This is a genomic window from Bacillus sp. FSL E2-0195, from assembly GCF_038003645.1.
Classification (GTDB): domain Bacteria; phylum Bacillota; class Bacilli; order Bacillales; family Bacillaceae_G; genus Bacillus_A; species Bacillus_A mycoides.
Map to the genome: position 1 here is coordinate 1,179,615 of NZ_JBBOPN010000001.1, position 20,946 is coordinate 1,200,560.

Here is a 20,946-nt window from a genome sequence, read left to right on the forward strand (position 1 = left end):
AAGAAGTTGAAAGGGTGTGATGGTGGATGTTTATTGCAAGGAGAGAAAACGGAGAGAAAATTCATCTATTATATAACCGGGATGAAGAACGTTTACGCGAAATGCGTAAACGAGAAAAATTCTTTTGTACAGCTTGCGGAAAAGAAGTGCAAATGAAATTAGGAACACAAAAGAGCTGGCATTTTGCTCATAAGAAAGTGGATTCATGTCTTATCTTTTATGAAGCAGAATCTATGTATCATATGCACGGTAAAGAATTGTTATATAGATGGTTAAAACATCAAGATTTTCATGTCGATATAGAGCATTATCTGCCAGTAATCAAGCAACGGCCAGATATTTACGTAGAGAGAGCGGATCGAAAAATTGCGATTGAATATCAATGTGCAAATCTCTCCGTAGAGCAGCTTTCTAAACGAACATACTCGTATTGGCAAGCTGGTATACAGGTCATCTGGATCATTGGTGGAAATCAATTAAAAAAGCAATCTGCATATTGGATGAAATTTTCCTCACTTCTGGCGTTCTCCTTACAATCTTATCCTCAGCCATTTCTTATTTTCTTCTGTCCGAAACAAAAATCGTTTATGAAATGCGCATTTATCACTCCGTTTTCTACAAATGTCTCTTTCTCACATACTATTTATTTACCAACTGATACGACTACTGTTGACATGCTCTTTTCCTCTGTTCCTTTCCAAAAAGAGGTATTAGGACAAGAATGGAAGAGAAAAAAGAACCATTTTCGGCAAAACGCTCTATCTATCTGGAATTATAATCATAAGTCACTACTCCGCCTCTTATATCAATATAAATGTACCCCAGCGAGCTTTCCTTCTGAAATCGGTGTTCCGCTCCCATCCGCGTTTGCTTTTCAAACAAATCCATTTACATGGCAAGCTTTTCTATACATGAAGTGTATAGGTGAGCTTGCGGTAGGGAATTGTATTTCCCTTCAATATGTGTGTAGTTATGTAAAAAAAAATACGGAAATGCGCTTACTTCCGTACTTTTCACAACATATATGGAAAGTAGCGGTTACTGAATATATGACTTTTTTATGTTTTGTAGGCGTGTTGCATAAAGTAGGGACTTATACGTACCGAAAAATGAGGAATATAGTTATGTTACAGGCGGAGGAGGAAGTTAGGAAATATGATGAGATTTGCCTAACTTATGCGCTATCTCTATTTGAGACAAAGTTCAACATGAGAGAAGAAAAAGGGGATATAATAAAGAATGAACGTGAAGGAATTACATAAGAAAAACAGAATTGTACTTAAGTAGAGATATTTAAAGGAGGGCTTACAGAATGTCTGAACAAAATAAAGCAAAAACATTACCAGATCGCAATGAGATTGAAGAAGCAAGCACATGGCGATTAGAAGATATTTTCCAAACAGATGCAGAATGGGAAAAAGAATTCCAAGCTATTAAAGAGCTATTGCCAAAGTTAACTGAATTTAAAGGGAAGCTTGGCGACTCTGCAGACAATTTGCTTGAGGCATTACAATATGAAGATGAAATTTCAATGCGATTAGGTAAGCTATATACATATGCACATATGCGTTACGATCAAGATACAACAAACTCTGTGTATCAAGCACTGAATGATCGCGCAACAAATTTATACTCACAAGTATCTAGTAGCACAGCGTATATCGTACCTGAAATTTTATCTATTTCAGAAGATACATTGCAAACATTTTTACAAGAAAATCGAGAACTAAGTGTATATGAGCATGCATTAGAAGAAATTACACGTCAACGCCCGCACGTATTATCTGAGGCAGAGGAAGCGTTATTAGCAGAAGCATCTGAAGTGATGAGTGCATCAAGTAATACATTCGGTATGTTGAATAATGCGGATTTGAAATTCCCATCTATTAAAGGTGAGGATGGAGAAGAGGTAGAAATAACACATGGCCGTTACATTCAGTTTTTAGAAAGTGATGATCGTCGTGTTCGCGAAGATGCATTCAAAGCTGTATTTGAAACGTATGGGAAATTTAAGAACACATTTGCAAGTACGTTAAGCGGGGCAGTGAAACGTAATAATTTCAATGCACGTATTCGTAAATATGACTCTGCTCGCCAAGCAGCATTAAGCAATAATAATATTCCTGAAGCAGTATACGATCAACTCGTTGAAACGGTAAATGACAACTTACATTTATTACACCGTTACATTGATATTCGTAAGCGTGCACTAGGACTTGATGAGCTTCATATGTACGATTTATATACACCACTTGTACAAGAAGTGAAAATGAATGTGAAGTATGAAGAAGCGCAAGACCTGTTATTAAAATCTTTAAACGTACTTGGTGATGAATATGTTGAAATTTTAAAAGAAGCATATGAAAATCGCTGGGTAGATGTGTACGAGAATAAAGGCAAACGAAGCGGAGCATATTCATCTGGTGCATACGGAACAAATCCGTATATTTTAATGAACTGGCATGATAATGTAAATAATTTATATACACTTGCTCATGAGTTTGGTCATTCGGTGCATAGTTATTACACAAGAAAGACACAGCCACACGTATACGGTGATTATTCAATCTTCGTTGCAGAGGTAGCATCAACTTGTAATGAAGCGCTTCTAAATGATTATTTATTAAAAACGACAGAAGATAAAAAAGAGCGTCTATATTTATTAAATCATTATTTAGAAGGATTCCGTGGTACTGTATTCCGTCAAACAATGTTTGCAGAGTTCGAGCATATCATTCATAAAAAAGTACAAGAAGGACATGCGGTTACGCCAGATATGTTAACGGAGATCTACTACGATTTAAATAAGAAATATTTCGGGGATGCTTTAGTAATCGATAAAGAAATCGGTTTAGAATGGTCTCGTATTCCGCACTTCTATTACAACTATTACGTATATCAATACGCAACAGGATTTAGTGCAGCGACTGCGTTATCTAAACAAATTTTAGAAGAAGGGCAACCAGCAGTAGAACGTTACATTAACGAATTCTTAAAAGCGGGAAGCTCCGATTATCCAATTGAAGTGTTGAAAAAAGCAGGAGTTGATATGGCATCTCCTGAACCAGTGAAAGAGGCACTTCAAGTATTTGAAGAGAAATTAAATGAATTAGAAGCGTTATTATTTGAAGAAAAGTAATGAGAAAAGACGAGGGATTTTATCCTCGTCTTTTTTGTTTGAAAATGTTTTTGTCGATATTTGTCGATAAAATAAGGAGGATTTCCTTACTTTTTCTAAATTAGAAGGCAGTTTTACAGTTGATTTTTTTAATTAAAATCCTTTAAATCGTTTTCTATAGTTGAAATAAGAGACAGCGATGACGATAACTCCGAATAAAAGAGGAAAGGCAATAATTTTAGGGAAAGCTTGTAATAGAGAGAGGATATACAAGAAAAAAGAAACAATAACACATAGAAAGATAAGAAAAATATGAGATTTTTTCATAAGGAAACCTCCTAAATTGCTTTTTTTATAGCTTATTCAAGAATGAAAACGTTTAGAATGTGACAAAAATGTGAAATTCGACAAAAGGGGTTGTCATCTGACGTCGAATCTTGTAATATAATAAGCGTGAACGAATTCACATACAAACATATACCCCTTTGTTTGAACGTGAAAATTTCTCCCATCCCCTTTAATATTTTTATAAGCCGTAAAGAAAAAGACCTGGTGTTTACACCAGGTCTTTTTCTGTTGCTATCCATTTCCAATAACGCTCGCACTTCACTTCAATCATTTGTACTTTTCGTTTTAGTTGTAATTTTTTTAGTTCACGCTCTATTTCTTGCTGAGGGCAGTCATATATAAATGAGATTTCCTTTGAAGAAATAAATTGTGTTGCTTCTAGTAATGCTTCTAAAGGAGGTAATGGTTCTGGCTCAATTTCGCATTTTACCAGTTCTTTTAATAGCTGTACGTATACATCATAGGAATAAATCCCTGTGATTTTAATACCTTCCTCGTCTGAATTTGCATGAAAAAATAGGAGGGAAGGTATTTCTGTAATATGCATCTCATTTGTGAATTTTAGGTCGCATTGGAAAGCTTTTTTTGCGCTAACTGAGTGTAGGTCTTTTTTAAATTCCTCTACATCAATGCCACTATCTTTAGCACATGTAAGCAATAATTCACAGTCAGGGTTTGATACATTTTCAAGAAAAATGTATTCTTGGAGTTTTCGCAAAAACTTCGAACCTGCTTTTCGGCCTTGCAACTCCGCCGCCTTAATTGCCATCGAAACTAAATACGGTGTTGACGACGCCTCTTGCATATGTACTTTTCCATCACATGAAAAACCTTGTAAACTTGTTGTCTTTTCCCACACAAATCGAATATTAGCAGGTTTATTCCATTTGTGTGAGGAAGCGTTTGCCCCGTCCACTTTTCCTGTTACTATATGACGAATAGAGAAGTATTTCCCATACTCAAGCCATAGTTTAATAATAAATGGCTCGATATCCCAGCAATCTTTACAAAGTGGATCAATAAATAAATATGCTTCTACAGATTTATGCTCGCATGTGGAAGGAGAAGGCATATTTATATGCTTTGCTTCCTGCTTATCCATTACACTTCACCTGTTTCATTTGGAGTATTGACCATATGTTGAGCAGTTAATGCTAAACGTTCAAAAACAAACTCTCTTATATGACCGTGCACTCCTGTATCATCCATTGCTTGCTCCATACATGACAGCCAAGCTTCTGCGCGTTTTGGAGTAATCTCAAACGGAAGATGGCGTGCTCTTAGCATAGGATGCCCATGTTCTTCAGTGTATAAATTAGGACCACCTAAATATTGTGTTAAAAATTGTTTCTGCTTCCTAGCAGTTTCTGTTAAATCATCCGGGAAGATCGGAGATAAGTCAGGGTGTTCACTGACATAGGAATAAAATGTATCCACTAATGTTGCAATGCATTGTTCACCGCCGATTGCTTCAAATGGTGTCATCGGTTGCTTGCTCATCCTTTATAAACCCCTTTTTCCATGAAATGTATATCTATTGTAGCAATGGAATGTTATGAAGAGCAACTAAACAGCCTTCATAACATTCTTTACTTATTCTATATGTTGCTAATAAATCTTTTGCTTTTCAAAAAGGTGAAATGTAGCCGTAAGTACAGCTCTTCTTCACTGATGGAAATTTTACTTTAGCGCTCTTCGTTTTGTTTGGCAAGGAAAAAGCGTTTTACTTTGTTGTTTGTATGACGAACTGGTACGTTATGTTGCTTTAATAACCTTATAAATGCTGCTTTACCGGTCTTTTCATCTTGCACTTCGTATTCAATTTCATAATCATCGTGATTGTAATAGAAACTATGATCAAAGACAAGCGTTCCGCCTTCAAATAATATTTCAGCTCTTTCTGTTGTTAAACTACCCATATAAGTTAAAGAGGAAACGGGAATTTGTAATTTGTGTAGCTGATCCATTACAGTTCCTTGAATGATTGTGTTTGTTTCCATCATAAGTTGTGCTTCTTTTTCTGTTACAGACTGATGAGTTTCTAATAAACCAATTTCAGCAGGTTGTTTTAATGTTAATGTATAAGTTCCATCTTTATGACGAATACGAAGTGCAGAGCCCGTATCTTTTAAAGAGAAGTGAGGCGTTTCAAAGTAGTGATTTACTTGTTTTGTAAATGCTTCAATAGAAAAAGATTTGCATAATGTTTGGAATTCTTCCTCTGTAACCATATTTTTAAATTCAATTTCAATTTCTTGTGTCATTGTATGCGCTCCTTTTGAAAAATAATTCTTTCCACATTATCGCTTTTTCGCAAATTTGGTTCAATGTTTTATTTGTTTGCGTCCATGTTATGATACAATAATACTGTTAAGTAAGACAGGAAGTTGAGATGGAGGAGTTCGAGTATGCAAAATAAAATTCAAGTTAAGAGCGTAGAAACGAGAGAGAATGCGCTTATTTTTTGTGCGGAAAATACTGAAATAGAGGTAAAGGAGTTAAGTGCGCGTAATCACGTACTTGTAGACTCAGACAATTTATCATTTTTATATATCTTAGAAAATGAATCATCTTTCATTTATGTAAGTATTCCGCATACATGCTGGGAAGCAATGCATGAAGCGATGAATAAAGATACAGCGATGTTTATTCGCGTGAATGATGTTGAAATAGAATTAGAAGGATTAAAAGAAGAAGTAGAATATTTAGTTGAAAATATTGAAGGTAATGCAAATTACGGAGAAGAACTAGTAACTGCTGTAGAAAAAGTGTTTCTATAAGCAAATGGATTGATTTTGGTGGTGGTTGAAATGAATCGTAATTGGGAAGAATTTTTAGCACCGTATCACCAAGCGGTGGCGGAGCTGAAAGTGAAACTAAAAGGAATGCGTACTCAATTTGCAATGTTAACGGAGCATTCTCCAATTGAGTTTGTAACAGGAAGGGTAAAGTCGGTTGCAAGTATTATTGATAAAGCGGAGAAGAGAAATGTACCGCTAGACCGAATTAGAGAAGATATGCAGGACATCGCGGGCCTTCGAATGATGTGTCAATTCGTAGATGAGATTAAGCCTGTTGTAGAATATCTTCGAAAACGAAATGATTTTGACATTGTAGAAGAACGTGATTATGTAACGCAAAAGAAAGATAGCGGCTATCGCTCTTACCACGTTGTCATTAGTTATCCTGTTCAAACGATACAGGGGGAGAAAAAAGTGTTAGTTGAAATTCAAATTCGCACGTTAGCAATGAATTTTTGGGCAACGATTGAGCATTCTTTAAATTACAAATATAGTGGACGTTTTCCTGAAGATATTAAAATACGCTTACAACGTGCAGCGGAAGCGGCATTTTTATTAGATGAAGAAATGTCTTCCATTCGTCTTGAAATTCAAGAAGCGCAAAAGGTCTTTTCACGAAAGCAGGAAACGAAAGATTCTGAATCATAAACTAAAGGGTGTTGGGCGATGAAATTTACAATTATGTCAAAGGGAGATCAATCATCAGATACACTAGCAAGTACGATGAAAGAATACTTGTTAGATTTTGGGTTTACAATGGATGAAAAGGAACCTGATATTGTAATTTCTGTTGGGGGAGATGGAACGCTTTTATATGCATTCCATCGTTACTATAATCGATTAGATGAAACCGCATTTGTTGGTGTACATACAGGGCATTTAGGTTTCTATGCAGATTGGTTACCGACGGAAGTAGAGAAGTTGGTGATTGCAATCGCTAAAACACCGTTCCAAGTGGTGGAATATCCACTTTTAGAAGTGATTATTCGCTATGTGAATGGTAGTAAAGAGTCGCAGTATTTGGCGATGAATGAAGCGACTGTAAAAAGTGCAGAAGGTACATTAGTAACAGAAGTGGAAATACGCGGAGAGTATTTCGAAACGTTTCGCGGAGATGGTCTTTGTATTTCTACTCCTTCAGGAAGTACCGCGTATAATAAGGCGCTTGGCGGAGCAATTATTCACCCTTCTATTGAAGCGATTCAAATTGCAGAAATGGCATCTATCAACAATCGTGTATTTCGTACGGTAGGTTCGCCGCTCGTACTGCCGAAGCATCATACATGCGTTTTAAAGCCGGCTGCAGGAATGAACATGCAAATTACCGTGGATCATTTGACGATGGTTCATCAAGATGTGAAATCAATTCAGTATCGCGTTGCAAACGAGAAAGTACGATTTGTTCGTTTCCGTCCGTTCCCATTCTGGAAACGTGTTCGTGACTCGTTTGTTGCAGATAAATAGAGAGGGTTTATATATTTGAACAGATTTACATTGAAATGGGATATAGGGCTGGCTGAAGAGGGAACTTTAGTTAGAGAATTTTTGAAAACAAAAGGGATTTCGAAAGCTGCTTTAACGGATATAAAGTTCCGCGGGGGAGCAATTGAAGTAAACGGTCAACACACAAGTGTTCGTCACAAGTTACAAGCTGGTGAAGAGTTACAAATCTTTTTTCCAGTGGAGGAAAGAAGTGAAGGGATGGAAGTGGAAGATATCCCTTTATGTATCGTATATGAAGATGATGCGGTTCTTGTTATAAATAAAGAAGCAAATATGTCGGCGATTCCGTCTAGGGAGCACCCGTCAGGAAGTATTGCAAACGCTCTTTTATATCATTATGATAAACAAAATCTTGCAAGTACGGTGCACATTGTGACGAGGTTAGACCGTGATACTTCAGGGCTTATGTTAATTGCGAAAAATAGATTCGTTCACCACCTTTTATCGAAGCAGCATCAACAAAAAGGGGTGAAACGAACGTATGAGGCAATCGTTCATGGGACTATTTTAGAAGAAGTAGGAACGATTGACGCGCCAATCGGACGAAAAGCGGATAGTATTATCGAGCGAACTGTCTGTGAAGATGGTCAAAGAGCTGTTACTCATTTTAGAGTGATGGAGAGTTCTTCCGATAAGACGCATGTAGCGCTTGAGCTCGAGACAGGAAGAACACATCAAATTCGTGTACATATGGCATATATAGGAAATCCGCTACTTGGGGATGATCTATACGGTGGCCAAAGAGATGTGATAAAACGTCAAGCGCTGCATAGTACATCTTTGACGTTTTATCATCCTATTTTAGAAAAGGGAATGACTTTTACCGTAAGTATCCCAGAGGATATGCAATACGCTTTACATAACAATTAAAAGGGAACAAAATTCTTATCATAAAAAGAATTTTGTTCCCTTTTTTTAGCGAAATAATATTAAAATTTGATTTTCACCAGTACGTTTTATAACGAAAAAGCCACTTTCAGCTTTCGTGGCAATGCCGTCATCATTCGGACGACAATATCCGTGTGTTTCGCAAGTGCCGTCATCACGTACTAACATTTGTCCAATTAATCCGACAGGAAGCCACTCAGTACGGTCTCTTCTTGATATATACTTACAAGCTGGATCCCATTCTGTATTTAAAAGAGGTCGTATTTCTTGCGTATCCGTACGCGTATATTGACGTTTTCCGAAGCTATCTGTTTTATAGCGTTTTTGCCAACTTAAAGCACCGCTATTTCCTATGAGAGCAGGAGTAGCGCTGGATATGCCTAATATGAATGTATCATTTGAAGTAGCTTTTCGAATTTTTTCTTCGCTACTAAATGTAATGAAATAGCCGATATCAATAGGGCTATGATCTGCTGCCTCAAACATTTGTGCAAAATCAGTACCACCTGCATTGTAAGAAGCACCATCGATATACATTTCTCCGTTATGGGCAAGCCATTTGGCACCTATATTATAATCAGTGTCATTTGTCCCATTTGCGATAAACCAGGAATAAGCTTCTTCTGCTGTACCAAATTTCCCCATAATATGGCTGCCTGCAAAATTAGCTGTTGATGTATGATTTCCTTCCGCATGAGATGAGAATCCGTTAGCGATAGTTGCGGTTCCTTCTGCATGTGCTGCTTCGCCCAAAGCAATTGCATGTTTTCCTTCTGCATGAGAATAAGAGCCGCCTGCTGTCGTTTCACTTCCTTCGCTATGCGAACTATGTCCAGTTGCCTTTGTTTTTGTGCCTTCTGCATGAGAAAAGGGACCCGTTGCATGTGTAAGAAGCCCTTCTGCATGTGAAGCGATTCCATCAGCTTTAGATTGAAGTCCTTCTTTATATGCGTGACGAGCTCCTTTGTTATTTTCTTTTTTTATAGGTGTAGGTACAGGAGCCTGAATAGGGGCGGATCTTTCTATTTGTACATCGTTGCCCGAGATTAATGCTTCTTTTATTTTTTTTACTTGATTTATAATAGTAGCTGGAATTTCTGGTTGTACTTTTTCCTTTATTGCTGCAGGAATGTTTTCTTCTATATTTTCTTGTATCTTTTCCGAATTAAGCACAGGTTCATCATTATTAGAAGCGAGCTTCTTTTTGTGTTTTGCTTTTATTTTCCTGCTATCTATAATTCGCCTCATAACAGCATTTTCTAAAGAGATATATTTTTCTCTCGGTTTGCTTTTTTTTGATGACTCTTGTTCTTCTATTTCTTCTATAGCTGCAGCTCGAATACTGCACCAGTTGTTAATTCCATACATGGGATGGTATAAAGGGTGGAATTTTCTTTTTTGTTTAGAAGATTTTTTCTTCATTCCGTCACCTCCTGCGACAGTATATGCCGTGCAATTAAAAAAAGATGCACTTTATTGCATCTTTTTTTAATTGCTTTATCTAGTTTTAGTGTGGAATATGTCTAGAAAACACCATGATCCTCTGCAAATCGTGAATTGTATTAAGTAGAGGTATTTATCCCGATTGGTGCGGGCTAATAATCAGTGGGGGATGAACAAAACCCCCACTGATTAAAGTTTCACTTTATGAAATTGGGCGGAACTTTTCAGGGACAAAAGGTAGGGAAGAAGGGACAGAAACGGTCTCCAACTCAGGGTAACGTAGTCCAGTTAGTTTACCACCAAATACAGCACCAGTATCAATATTGACTGTATGATTCACAAAGCGAGGTTCATTGACAGGTGTATGTCCATAAACAATCCATGTTTCACCCTTATACTCTTTCGCCCAATCTTGGCGGACAGGTGAGCCGTCAGGGTGTTTTTCGCCTGTAATATCACCATATAATACAAAGGTTTCTACTTTTTTATCTTGTCTTCCTATGTAATCTTGCCGAATACCAGCGTGACAGACGGTTAATTTTTTTTCATCCAGTATGTGATATAGCGGTGATTGTTCGTAAAGAGTAATGAATTTTTCTTTTATTATTTGTTGCTTATTAGAAGGCAATGCTTCATATTCTGCAACAGTTGTTTCGAGCCCATGAGCGATTGTAACATTACGTCCAAGGAAGAAACGATACAGTTTATTACAGTGATTCCCTGGAGCATAATAAGCATCTTTTCTATTTATTACGAGCTCCCATACAATTTCAATCATCCGTAATGAATGAGGACCTCGGTCTGTAATATCACCAACGAATGCAAGCCTTCGTTTTGCGTTATGAATTGGGATACCACTATCCCAGCTATACCCTAGTTTCGTTGTTAAATCTTGAAACTCTTGGAAGCATCCGTGAATATCACCTATAATGTCATATTTCATATTTAAACCTCCAGCTCATTTTTTCATTAGTATATCTAAAATGGACATAGAAAAAAACCATACCGTTTTTCGATATGGTTCATTTAAACATAAAGATTTTAGTTCTTGAGCGTACGTTTAAAATAAATCCAATAGCAACCATATATGTGAGCAGTGAACTCCCGCCGTAGCTCATAAGCGGTAACGTTATTCCTGTAATAGGGAGTAAACCAATTGTCATCCCAATATTTTGGAATACTTGGAACGTAAACATTCCAATCGTACCAGCGCAAATATAACTACCGAAAGGTTCATTGCTTTCTAAAGCGATATGGATCATTCGGTAAATGAGTAAGAAAAAAAATGAAATAATAACACTTGCTCCTAAAAAACCGAATTGTTCAGCGATATTTGTAAAAATAAAATCTGTATGTGGCTCTGGAAAATATACTTGTCTATTTTCCCATCCTTTTCCTTGCATCTCTCCTGATCCAGTAGCTAAAAATGCTTGTCTTAATTGGTATCCTTGTGCGTCATATTCATAAGGTGCAAGCCAACCATAGAAGCGATTTAATTGATATTCTTTTAGAATGTGCTCTTTAAAGAACTCTGTATGCGTGAAATAAATATATGTTAAGGTAGAGCCTATGGCGAAAATACCGGAGGTTAATCCGAGGATAAAGCGCCAACGTATACCAGAAACTAAAACCATTGTTGCAAGCATCGCTGAAATGACCATTGTGTTTCCTAAATCAGGTTCTTTTGCGATTAGAAGTAGTGGAGGTAAACTAGCTGCAAATATTTTTAAAAGTAAAATGAAATCTTCACGAGTTGTCCGAAAAAGGTATTTTTCATTATGATTCGCTATAATTCGTCCAACGACGATAATCAAAAATAATTTCATAATTTCAGAAGGCTGAAAGTTTCCGATGCCTGGAAGTCTGTACCACGCGGTAGCCCCTTTAATTGTAACGGCGCCAGGAACTTGAAGTTCTAGGCCAATTAGAAGTATGAGTGCAAAGCTATATAAATACCAAGCAATTTGTTTATAGCGATCGAAATCAATAACCATAATAACACCAATGGCGATAAATCCAATGGCATACCATTGGATTTGTTTTAATACAAAATTTACGTTTTGTAAAAATAGTGGTAAAGAAGCTTGTGCACTTGCGATAGCAAAGCAGCTAACAATCCCAATGGCAAATAAAATGAATATTAATATGTAGTCTATTTGATATTGAGTGTTCGGATCTTTCACTGTATGAATTCCTTTCTACTGCTCTCTATATTAGTGGGTTTTAGTTGGTGCATCACATAGTTTAAAAAGAATGTATGAACTATACGCATTATTCACGTAAAGCTCACACATTTTATTTTCGCAGAATAGACTAATGATGTAGCTCTTTTATAATTATGTCCAAACAATGGGAAAGACGTACATGTGCATCTGGAATGAGGTTTGGTAGCTGGCTATAATATTCTAAGGAATTTTTACACCATTTATAAGCGCTAATTAGACCTAGTCTATAATCTGTATTATCTTGTAAAAATCCGTATTCTTTTGAAGTTATAACGAGGTGCGTAAAATCCTCAGATCCTTCAAGGAGCTTGCTGTGTATTTGTTGCCCAGTATGGTAGCGAAATTGGCTTAAAGGTTCGGATATGTATACTGCGTCTCCTTTAGAAAGTAAGGAAATCCATGATGCCATATCGACACTACAAGAATAGTGCCTTCCTTTTAGCGTGCCGAAAGGTTCAGTGAGTAACTGTTTTCTAAACAGAATAGTTGTAGGCTCACCGATAATGTTATGTCCACCTTTTAACATCCAGTCGCCTAAAAATATTCCGTTTAATTGAATGTCTTCGCTATATAATCTTTGTGTTGGATGAGCATCTCCAATTAAATTCCCGTGATCATCAATACGTACTCGATAAGAAGTTATAAGAGCGAGATTTTTATTTGTGTCTTGCTCAAAATAAGCCATCATTTTTTGTATTTTATGATTATAAAACACATCATCGTCCATTAAAAAATTTATATACTCCCCATTAGATTTCTCTAAGAGCATAAGATCGTTATGAAATTGTCCTAAAGTAGTGGTATTTCGAATGTATGTTATGTTTTTATAATTAGGTAAATACTGTTCATTTATTAAGATTTCTGTTTCATCATTTGTACTATCGTCTCCTATAATAATTTCAATGTTTGGATAAGTTTGTGCTAATGCACTTTCTAGAGCAATTTTGAAATAATGTGGTCGATTATAAGTGGGAATAAGGATGGAAACGAGAGGTGACTTTTTTTTATTATTCATACGAAACTACCTTTCAGAAGCTTTTTTTGTAAGAACGATATCTTGATAACTTGTATACTCATTTCTGCCGCACCATAAACCATAATGCGGTTTATTAATTACCTCTAAGCCATGTTTATTTAATAAGGTGCGGATATCTTCTTCAGGATAGGCAACTGCGAAATTAGGAATATCTTTATTCACAACATAACAATTTTCAATTTGATGATAAAAACCTAATGTACTTAGCCCAGAATTTAAGTAATAGGATGATTCAGGGTTAATGAGAAAGAAGGTAATAAAACATCTCCCATCTTTTTTTAGAACACGTACAATCTCAGATACGTAATGTTCTAATTCTTTCGGAAGGAGATGGGTAAATACAGAAGTTAAAAAAATAAAATCGAATGAATCGTCTTCATATGGAAATTTGTATTGAGAAGCATCTTCTTTTCCTTCTGGGTTGTAGAATTGATTATATATATCAACGTGTTCAAAATGGAAATTGCTACGGGCAGCTGAAATATTATTTTTGCACCATGTAATGCCATCTTTAAATAAGTCAAATCCATAATAAGCTCCATCATCGCTTAAGTAATTCATTAATGGGACCGCCATTCGGCCGACACCACAACCTACATCTAACACTGTTTCATTGGATTTTAAACTACCAATTTGAATAAAATACTTTATGAATTCTTTTCCAACCTTTTGAAAGTCGCCCCCTACATATTGGACGAGTTCGGGAGGTGGGATTAATGCGATTTTTTTTTCAAGCTCGCTCATAATTTCACTCCTTCCTTGTAGTAAACAGGGAACCAACATTTTTAATATGCAGCTACCATTTTATAGTGGGAGGGGAAACGATATTAGAACTGTTGCGATATGTAAAAAGCTCCCTAGAACAACTGGAAATAGTAATGGGAGCCTTTGTTTTTATTTATCATGCTATTGGCGAAGGCCAATAATTAGTGTGAGATGGAGAAACCTTAACTGAATAAAGTTTCGCCCTATTCTTTTCGCCAATAAACCCCGAATACATCAATTTTAGTAATAGGAGCTTTTAAGTTTCTTTGATTTCTAAAGTCTGTCACAGCCTCAGCGCATGGTGGTAGTCCGTAATCATCGATAATTATATAGCCGCCCTTAGAAACTTTATCGTATAAGTTTACGAGACCATCCATCGTTGATTCATACATATCACCGTCAAGGCGAGCAATCGCAATTTTTTCTATCGGTGCTGAGGGTAAAGTATCTTTAAACCAACCTTTTAAAAACTTTACCTGGTCATTTAATAAATCGTATTTTCTAAAGTTTTCTTGTACTTGTTCTAAAGAAACACGTAAATAATCAAAGCTGTGTAAGTAATCGCCGAAATCTCTCGGGTATTGTTCTATATTTGGTGTTGGGAGGCCCTCAAATGAATCGGCAACCCATACATTGCGATCAGTAATGTTGTTTGCTTGTAAAAAACCATTCATAAAAATGCACGATCCCCCGCGCCACACACCTGTTTCAATAAAATCACCTTCTATATTTTCACGGACAACTGTTTCTAATGCTTCATGTAATTGATTCATGCGTTCCCGGCCGATCATACTGTGTGCTGCTCTTGGCCAATCCATTCCGTCTTGACGTTCGCTTTTTAAAACGTTAGGTTTAATAATTTTTAAATTATGATTTTCTGCATATTGTTTAATAAATAAAGGGAGTGGAACTGTAACGGGTTCGTATGGAAGTTCCTTAGATATATGTAACGAAGCAGGTAAATATGGCTCATACTCTAGCCATATTTCAAACAGAATTGTTTTCTTTAACAACTCGAGATAAAGCTGGACAGCAGATTTATTTTCCATATAGATGCCTCCTGCGAAATGTCATACAACAATATGATTATGTAGGTAGTGAAGGTTTCATGATTGAATTCATAATTGAAAAAGCAGTAAAACTGATATCAGTTTTACTGCTAAGTAAAAAATTAAGCAATTTTTTCAATAATAATTGATGCACTAGTACCAAGAGCTAGCGATAAGCCAAGTCCTGTAACAACTGCTTCAACCATTGATGGAGTTATTGTAATTTGTGTAATCGCTTGGATAACGAGAGGTGCTCCAAGTGAGATTAAACTTGTTCCGGCACCTGGTACATTGACACCGTTAACTTGAATTGCAAGGCTACCTAATACACTTACTAATGCAGTATATGCGATAACAGTAATTTTGTAGAATCCAGTTTCACTTATGATGAAAGTATCGGCATCTAATTGAGAAATTGCTGTACCAAACTGAGATCCAACAGTATTAAATGGTACTGGCTCATTAATTCCAAGAGCTACGCTAATTGTAGCAGAGTTAAATGCGTACAATCCTGCTGGAAGTCCTAATCCAGATGGCCCAGTCGGTCCAGTCGGTCCAGTCGGTCCAGTGGCACCAGTGGCACCAGTGTCTCCAGTAGGCCCAGTCGGTCCAGTTGCGCCAGTGTCTCCAGTAGGCCCAGTCGGTCCAGTTGCGCCAGTGTCTCCAGTAGGCCCAGTCGGTCCAGTCGGTCCAGTCGCGCCAGTTGTACCAGTGTCTCCAGTAGGCCCAGTAGGCCCAGTAGGCCCAGTCGGTCCAGTCGGTCCAGTCGGTCCAGTCGGTCCAGTAGGCCCAGTTGGCCCAGTAGGTACGGTAGGTCCAGTCGGTCCAGTAGGCCCAGTAGGCCCAGTTGGCCCGGTTGGAAGTGTAAACGGTGGTATTGGTGGTAAAGTTGGACCTACAAGATTAGGATCAAATGCACTAGCTGATAAGAATTCATCAGGATTTAAGCCATCTGAATAATTATTATTTGACATAAATTCACCTCCATAAAGCTTTCATTATATAGTAGATGCAAAATCGCAAGAAAATGACACGGACATTTGAATTATTAAAAAGAAATCTTAAATAGCTTGAACAAGTTAAAAAAATGGAAAGTTTATTGTATGTATAACATATGATTGAGTTGGAAGAGGGTGATTATGTTGAACAAGCAAGGAATTACAATTAGTCTATGTATGATTGTTCGCGATGAGGAAAATACAATAGATCGATGTTTGGACGCGGTAGAAAAAATTGTTGATGAAATTATTGTAGTTGATACAGGATCCACTGATCGAACGAAGGAAATTGTAGCAAAATACACTTCTAACATACACGATTTTCCGTGGGTTGATGATTTTGCGGCAGCTAGAAATTTTGCGTTTTCAAAAGCAACGCAAGAATATATATTATGGTTAGATGCTGATGATGTGTTATTAGAGGAAGCTCAAGAATCACTGAAAACATTAAAACGAGAGTTAGATGGTAAAGTTGACGCTGTTTCTATGCCTTATTATCTTGTAATGGATTCTAATGGGAAACCTTTATATTGCACAAGAAGATACCGACTTGTGAAGCGTGAAAAACAATTTCAATGGTTTGGAAAGGTGCATGAGTATTTAGCTGTTTCTGGTGAGATTTACAATAGTAATGTCGCCATTACACATAAGAAAGAAAAAGAAATAACGAATCGTAATTTGAAAATTTTTCAAAATGCTGTAGCAGCTGGAGAAGAATTAAGCCCGAGAGATTTATTTTATTACGGTAATGAATCTATGGATAATCAAAAATACGACGATGCGGTTCTTCTGTATGAAACATTTCTTAATCAAGAGGAAGGATGGCATGAAGAGAAAATTTATGCATGTGGTAAGTTAGGAGATTGTTATGCGAAGTTAGGAGACTGGGAGAAGGCAGTTGAAACTTGTACGAAGTCGTTTCGTTATGGTATTCCTAGAGGAGAGAATTGTACAAGAATAGGATATGTATATATGGAACAACAAAAGTATAATGAAGCGATATTTTGGTTTAAGCTAGCAACTGAAGTGCCGCTAGCAGAGGATAGTCCTTTTCACAGTCCGGCTAGTTATACGTGGATTCCATATTTACAAATGTGTATTTGTTATAGCAGATTAGGAGATCAAGATAAAGCTTATTATTATAATGAATTGGCAGCTTCTTATGTTCCGAATAATGCTGCGATTGAATATAACCGTAAATATTTTAGAGGCATCTATGATAAACAATATAAAATGTAATTTGTTCTATTTTTAGGAAATGACTTGTCGCTATTCTAATGATAGTAGAATGGCTATATATTAGATTATCGGTAATGCAACCAATAGAGATGGCATCCTTTGTAGAATATCTTTTGTTTATATTTCAAATTCAATTTGCATAAGGAGTGTGTGAAATGAATCGGGAGAAAAGTTCTTTATACGAAGAAAAATCTGAACATTATTATAATGCGATAAACCCTAATTTATTCAAGCATATAAAAAAGGAATGGCAAGAAGTTCTTGATATTGGTTGCTCGAGCGGTGCATTAGGAGCGGCTATAAAAGAAAATGGAGCACGTGTATCAGGAATTGAGGCGTTCCCAGAGGCTGCCGAAAAAGCGAAAGAAAAACTAGATCATGTTATTTTAGGTGATATAGAAACAATGGATCTTCCTTATGAGAAGGAACAATTTGATTGTGTCATATTCGGGGATGTATTAGAGCATTTATTTGATCCGTGGGCTGTTATAAAGAAAGTAAAGCCATATATAAAAGAAAATGGTGTGATTTTAGCTAGCATACCAAACGTTGCGCACATTTCAGTATTAGCTCCCTTACTCGCTGGAAATTGGACGTATACAGAATATGGATTATTAGATAAAACGCATATTCGTTTCTTTACTTTTAATGAAATGCTAAGAATGTTTTTAAAAGCAGGATATTCTATTAGTAAAGTAGATCGTGTATATGTTGATCATAAAATATATGAGCCACTTATTGAAGAGTTATATGGAATTTGTAAAAAGTATCGTCTTGGAAGTGGCTTCATGGCTGAGACAGTTGTATTTCAATATATTATTGAAGCAGAAAAATCACAGTTATGAGTGCTGCAGAAAAAACAATACTATTTGTTACATGTATAAATGATCGGAAATTGTATGCACAATGTGCGCGACATATATTGAAATTGGCAGTACCTCCTGGGTATACTATACAATTTATGCCGATTCGAAATGCAAAAAGTATGACGAGCGGATACAATCAAGCCATTTCACATCCAGCGAAGTATAAAGTGTATTTACACCAAGATGTCTTTATTATAAATGGAGCCTTTCTATACGGATTAATTCAATTATTTGAGGAGCATGAACATCTTGGGATGATTGGGATGGTTGGATCCCAATATGTTCCTCCAAATGGTGTATGGAACGAAGGGCGTGGGATTGTCGGGAAAGTCATTGGTTATATGAACGATTTGTTTTATATGGCAAGTTTAGAGCAACCATTTCATGAATCGAAAACATTTATTCCTGTGGAATGTATTGACGGTTTATTGATGGCGACACAATATGATATTCCGTGGCGAGAGGACTTATTTGATGGGTTTGATTTTTATGATGTATCCCAATCTTTTGAATTTAAAAAAGCTGGGTATACAGTCGGTGTCCCTGTGCAGCGTGATGCTTGGTGTATTCATTATCATTTCGATGTAAATATGACGAACTATGAAAAGTATAGAAAAGTATTTGTAGAGAACTATATGTCAGATGTGAATAAGGAAGAATAGAGGGCTACAAAATGAAAGATCATACAATATTAGTTGTTGTTTGTGTAAATAATGAAGAGCTTTTCGAGCAATGCGAAAGGCAAATAAGAAACATTGTTGTTCCCCCTGGCTATGTAGTGCAAATTTTTCCGATACGAGATGCGAAAAGTATGGCAAGTGCGTACAATCGAGCACTTTCATATCCGGCGAAATATAAAGTATATATACATCAAGATACTTACCTTATTAATCGTGATATGTTTTGTACCCTCATTTCTCTTTTTAAAGAAAATGAAAAGCTTGGTTTAATTGGAGTAGCTGGTGCTCAGTTTTTACCGAGTAACGGGATATGGTGGGAAGGGAAAAATTTAGTAGGGAAAGTGATTGAGTACAGAAGACAGAATTATCAATTATTAAATTTCGATCTGGGTTTTTATGGAAAACAATCTTTTATGTCAGTGCAAGCAATCGATGGTTTACTCATGGCAACGCAGTATGATATTCCGTGGCGAGAGGATTTGTTTCAAGGATTTCATTTCTATGATGTGTCACAGTCTTTAGAATTTCAAAAGGCTGGATATTTAATTGGTATCCCTAATCAAGCAAATCTATGGTGTATTCATTACAACGGAGATGAGTTTGATGCGGATACATATGAGAAATACCGGGAAATTTTTGTGGAACATTATAAAGAGGTGCTATCTCCATCATAAGGGAGAGATGAAGGATGAAAGGGATTATTTTAGCAGGCGGGACAGGATCGAGATTATATCCAATAACGAAAGTAACGAATAAACATTTACTTCCCGTTGGGCGGTATCCGATGATTTATCATGCGGTATATAAGCTGAAGCGATGTGAAATTACAGATATTATGATTATTACCGGTAAAGAGCATATGGGAGATGTTGTGAGCTTTCTAGGAAGTGGTCAAGAGTTTGGTGTATCCTTTACGTATCGTGTGCAAGATAAGGCGGGTGGGATTGCGCAGGCACTAGGACTTTGTGAAGATTTCGTAGGAAATGATCGGATGGTAGTTATATTAGGAGATAATATCTTTTCAGATGATATTTGCCCGTATGTTGAAGAGTTTACAAGTCAAAAAGAAGGGGCTAAAGTGCTGCTTCAATCTGTAGAAGATCCCGAGCGATTTGGTGTAGCGCATATTCAAGGCCGAAAAATAATTGGAATTGAAGAAAAGCCGAATGAGCCGAAAAGTTCTTATGCTGTTACGGGAATTTATTTGTATGATTCGAAAGTCTTTTCTTATATAAAAGAATTAAAACCTTCCGCAAGAGGGGAACTTGAAATTACAGATATAAATAATTGGTATTTAAAACGAGGAGTACTTACTTATAATGAAATGAGCGGCTGGTGGACTGATGCGGGAACGCATGCTTCTCTTCAAAGAGCGAATACGTTAGCGCGGGATATAAACTTTGGGAAACAGTTTAATGGAGAATAGGTGAAAATATGAAAGTTGTAGAAACAAATTTTACCGATGCGAAATTGTTAGAACCGAGATTGTTTGAAGACGAGCGAGGTTTTTTTACTGAAAGTTATAATAAGAAGATGCTAGAATCGTTAGGGATTACGCATTCATTTCTGCAAGATAACGTATCTTATTCAGCGCATTCGGGGACGATTCGAGGGCTACACTTTCAAAAAAATCCGAAAGCACAAACGAAACTCATTCAAGTTATGCAAGGTGCAATATATGATGTTATCGTTGATTTGCGAAAAGATTCACCTACATTTAAAAAGTGGAGAGGTTATATTTTAAGTGCGGATAATCATAGGCAATTATTAGTGCCGAAAGGATTTGCTCATGGTTTTTGTACACTTGTACCTCATACAATTGTTATGTATAAAGTAGATGAGTATTATAGTGCTGATCACGATTCCGGTTTGCTTTGGGAAGATAAAGAATTATCAATTCCATGGCCGGTAACAAATCCTATCTTGTCCGATAAGGATCGAATATTACCATTACTTCAGGAATATGAAGATAGTTTTTAAGTAGGAG

Annotated in this window: 23 protein-coding genes; 12 read left to right on the forward strand and 11 right to left on the reverse strand. The window is 36.6% G+C overall.

The genetic code is table 11. From position 1 onward, the window contains the following. Positions 1 to 26 precede the first annotated feature (26 nt). Both MHH59_RS06040 and pepF read left to right on the forward strand, forming a co-directional pair. Positions 27 to 1,262, forward strand: a complete 1,236-nt coding sequence (locus MHH59_RS06040; RefSeq protein ID WP_340850959.1) for a competence protein CoiA — start codon at positions 27 to 29, stop codon at positions 1,260 to 1,262. 50 nt (positions 1,263 to 1,312) lie between these two features. Next, positions 1,313 to 3,139 carry an oligoendopeptidase F gene (gene pepF, locus MHH59_RS06045; protein WP_002134970.1) on the forward strand — a complete coding sequence of 609 codons (1,827 nt, stop codon included), beginning with the start codon at positions 1,313 to 1,315 and terminating at the stop codon, positions 3,137 to 3,139. Positions 3,140 to 3,271: 132 nt separating this feature from the next. On the opposite strand, the gene MHH59_RS06050 is transcribed toward pepF, so the two are convergent. The 4 genes from MHH59_RS06050 to MHH59_RS06065 form a co-directional block, all read right to left on the reverse strand. Beyond that, positions 3,272 to 3,445 carry a hypothetical protein gene (locus MHH59_RS06050; protein WP_000748141.1) on the reverse strand — a complete coding sequence of 58 codons (174 nt, stop codon included), beginning with the start codon at positions 3,443 to 3,445 and terminating at the stop codon, positions 3,272 to 3,274. Between the two features lie 229 nt (positions 3,446 to 3,674). Further along, entirely contained in the window at positions 3,675 to 4,568 is an 894-nt protein-coding gene (locus MHH59_RS06055) for a ClpXP adapter SpxH family protein (protein WP_002125944.1), read from the reverse strand. Continuing rightward, positions 4,568 to 4,966: a globin domain-containing protein gene (locus tag MHH59_RS06060; protein WP_000043388.1), complete on the reverse strand. Its 399-nt coding sequence runs from the start codon at positions 4,964 to 4,966 to the stop codon at positions 4,568 to 4,570. The genes MHH59_RS06055 and MHH59_RS06060 overlap by 1 nt, the downstream gene beginning before the upstream one ends. 185 nt (positions 4,967 to 5,151) lie before the next feature. Then, a complete protein-coding gene (locus MHH59_RS06065) occupies positions 5,152 to 5,730 on the reverse strand; it encodes a CYTH domain-containing protein (RefSeq protein WP_002064261.1) in 579 nt (192 codons plus the stop codon). 144 nt (positions 5,731 to 5,874) lie between these two features. Between MHH59_RS06065 and MHH59_RS06070 the strand changes: the two genes are divergently transcribed. Genes MHH59_RS06070 through MHH59_RS06085 form a run of 4 tightly spaced genes read left to right on the forward strand, consistent with a single transcriptional unit; the run spans position 5,875 to position 8,640 of the window. Continuing rightward, positions 5,875 to 6,246 (forward strand): UPF0738 family protein, encoded by a 372-nt coding sequence (locus MHH59_RS06070; protein WP_002011362.1) that lies wholly within the window; start codon positions 5,875 to 5,877, stop codon positions 6,244 to 6,246. Between the two features lie 30 nt (positions 6,247 to 6,276). Continuing rightward, on the forward strand, positions 6,277 to 6,915 hold the full coding sequence (locus MHH59_RS06075; protein ID WP_002125951.1) for a GTP pyrophosphokinase: 639 nt from the start codon (positions 6,277 to 6,279) through the stop codon (positions 6,913 to 6,915). A gap of 18 nt (positions 6,916 to 6,933) precedes the next feature. Next, positions 6,934 to 7,731 (forward strand): NAD kinase, encoded by a 798-nt coding sequence (locus MHH59_RS06080; protein WP_002011365.1) that lies wholly within the window; start codon positions 6,934 to 6,936, stop codon positions 7,729 to 7,731. A 15-nt stretch (positions 7,732 to 7,746) separates the two neighbouring features. Continuing rightward, positions 7,747 to 8,640 carry an RluA family pseudouridine synthase gene (locus MHH59_RS06085; RefSeq protein ID WP_087995517.1) on the forward strand — a complete coding sequence of 298 codons (894 nt, stop codon included), beginning with the start codon at positions 7,747 to 7,749 and terminating at the stop codon, positions 8,638 to 8,640. A gap of 45 nt (positions 8,641 to 8,685) precedes the next feature. Here the strand turns inward: MHH59_RS06085 and MHH59_RS06090 are convergent, their stop codons facing one another. The 7 genes from MHH59_RS06090 to MHH59_RS06120 form a co-directional block, all read right to left on the reverse strand. Continuing rightward, positions 8,686 to 10,080 carry a peptidase G2 autoproteolytic cleavage domain-containing protein gene (locus MHH59_RS06090; protein WP_328070224.1) on the reverse strand — a complete coding sequence of 465 codons (1,395 nt, stop codon included), beginning with the start codon at positions 10,078 to 10,080 and terminating at the stop codon, positions 8,686 to 8,688. 223 nt (positions 10,081 to 10,303) lie between these two features. Beyond that, positions 10,304 to 11,044, reverse strand: a complete 741-nt coding sequence (prpE, locus tag MHH59_RS06095) for a bis(5'-nucleosyl)-tetraphosphatase PrpE (protein WP_002125956.1) — start codon at positions 11,042 to 11,044, stop codon at positions 10,304 to 10,306. 79 nt (positions 11,045 to 11,123) lie between these two features. After that, the gene (locus MHH59_RS06100; protein WP_340850961.1) at positions 11,124 to 12,284 is read right to left on the reverse strand and encodes an FtsW/RodA/SpoVE family cell cycle protein; all 1,161 of its coding nucleotides are present in this window, start codon (positions 12,282 to 12,284) and stop codon (positions 11,124 to 11,126) included. A 130-nt stretch (positions 12,285 to 12,414) separates the two neighbouring features. Then, positions 12,415 to 13,341, reverse strand: coding sequence for a glycosyltransferase family 2 protein (locus MHH59_RS06105; RefSeq protein WP_078178312.1), 927 nt, complete (start codon positions 13,339 to 13,341; stop codon positions 12,415 to 12,417). A gap of 6 nt (positions 13,342 to 13,347) precedes the next feature. Continuing rightward, positions 13,348 to 14,106 carry a class I SAM-dependent methyltransferase gene (locus MHH59_RS06110; protein WP_078178311.1) on the reverse strand — a complete coding sequence of 253 codons (759 nt, stop codon included), beginning with the start codon at positions 14,104 to 14,106 and terminating at the stop codon, positions 13,348 to 13,350. A gap of 224 nt (positions 14,107 to 14,330) precedes the next feature. After that, positions 14,331 to 15,176 carry a TylF/MycF family methyltransferase gene (locus MHH59_RS06115; RefSeq protein ID WP_002064272.1) on the reverse strand — a complete coding sequence of 282 codons (846 nt, stop codon included), beginning with the start codon at positions 15,174 to 15,176 and terminating at the stop codon, positions 14,331 to 14,333. A gap of 122 nt (positions 15,177 to 15,298) precedes the next feature. Continuing rightward, positions 15,299 to 16,150 (reverse strand): BclA C-terminal domain-containing protein, encoded by an 852-nt coding sequence (locus tag MHH59_RS06120; protein ID WP_340850963.1) that lies wholly within the window; start codon positions 16,148 to 16,150, stop codon positions 15,299 to 15,301. A 165-nt stretch (positions 16,151 to 16,315) separates the two neighbouring features. On the opposite strand from MHH59_RS06120, the gene MHH59_RS06125 reads away from it, so the two are divergent. The 6 genes from MHH59_RS06125 (at position 16,316) to rfbC (ending at position 20,939) form a co-directional block, all read left to right on the forward strand. Further along, a complete protein-coding gene (locus tag MHH59_RS06125; RefSeq protein ID WP_142273870.1) occupies positions 16,316 to 17,413 on the forward strand; it encodes a tetratricopeptide repeat-containing glycosyltransferase family 2 protein in 1,098 nt (365 codons plus the stop codon). Positions 17,414 to 17,568: 155 nt separating this feature from the next. Then, entirely contained in the window at positions 17,569 to 18,258 is a 690-nt protein-coding gene (locus MHH59_RS06130; protein WP_002125965.1) for a class I SAM-dependent methyltransferase, read from the forward strand. Next, positions 18,255 to 18,941 carry a glycosyltransferase family protein gene (locus tag MHH59_RS06135; protein WP_002140852.1) on the forward strand — a complete coding sequence of 229 codons (687 nt, stop codon included), beginning with the start codon at positions 18,255 to 18,257 and terminating at the stop codon, positions 18,939 to 18,941. Before MHH59_RS06130 ends, MHH59_RS06135 begins: the two co-directional genes overlap by 4 nt. Positions 18,942 to 18,952: 11 nt before the next feature. After that, positions 18,953 to 19,633 (forward strand): glycosyltransferase family protein, encoded by a 681-nt coding sequence (locus MHH59_RS06140; RefSeq protein WP_340850965.1) that lies wholly within the window; start codon positions 18,953 to 18,955, stop codon positions 19,631 to 19,633. 14 nt (positions 19,634 to 19,647) lie between these two features. Next, positions 19,648 to 20,385 (forward strand): sugar phosphate nucleotidyltransferase, encoded by a 738-nt coding sequence (locus MHH59_RS06145; RefSeq protein WP_002030415.1) that lies wholly within the window; start codon positions 19,648 to 19,650, stop codon positions 20,383 to 20,385. Positions 20,386 to 20,393: 8 nt separating this feature from the next. Beyond that, a complete protein-coding gene (gene rfbC, locus MHH59_RS06150) occupies positions 20,394 to 20,939 on the forward strand; it encodes a dTDP-4-dehydrorhamnose 3,5-epimerase (RefSeq protein ID WP_002011381.1) in 546 nt (181 codons plus the stop codon). Positions 20,940 to 20,946 lie beyond the last annotated feature (7 nt).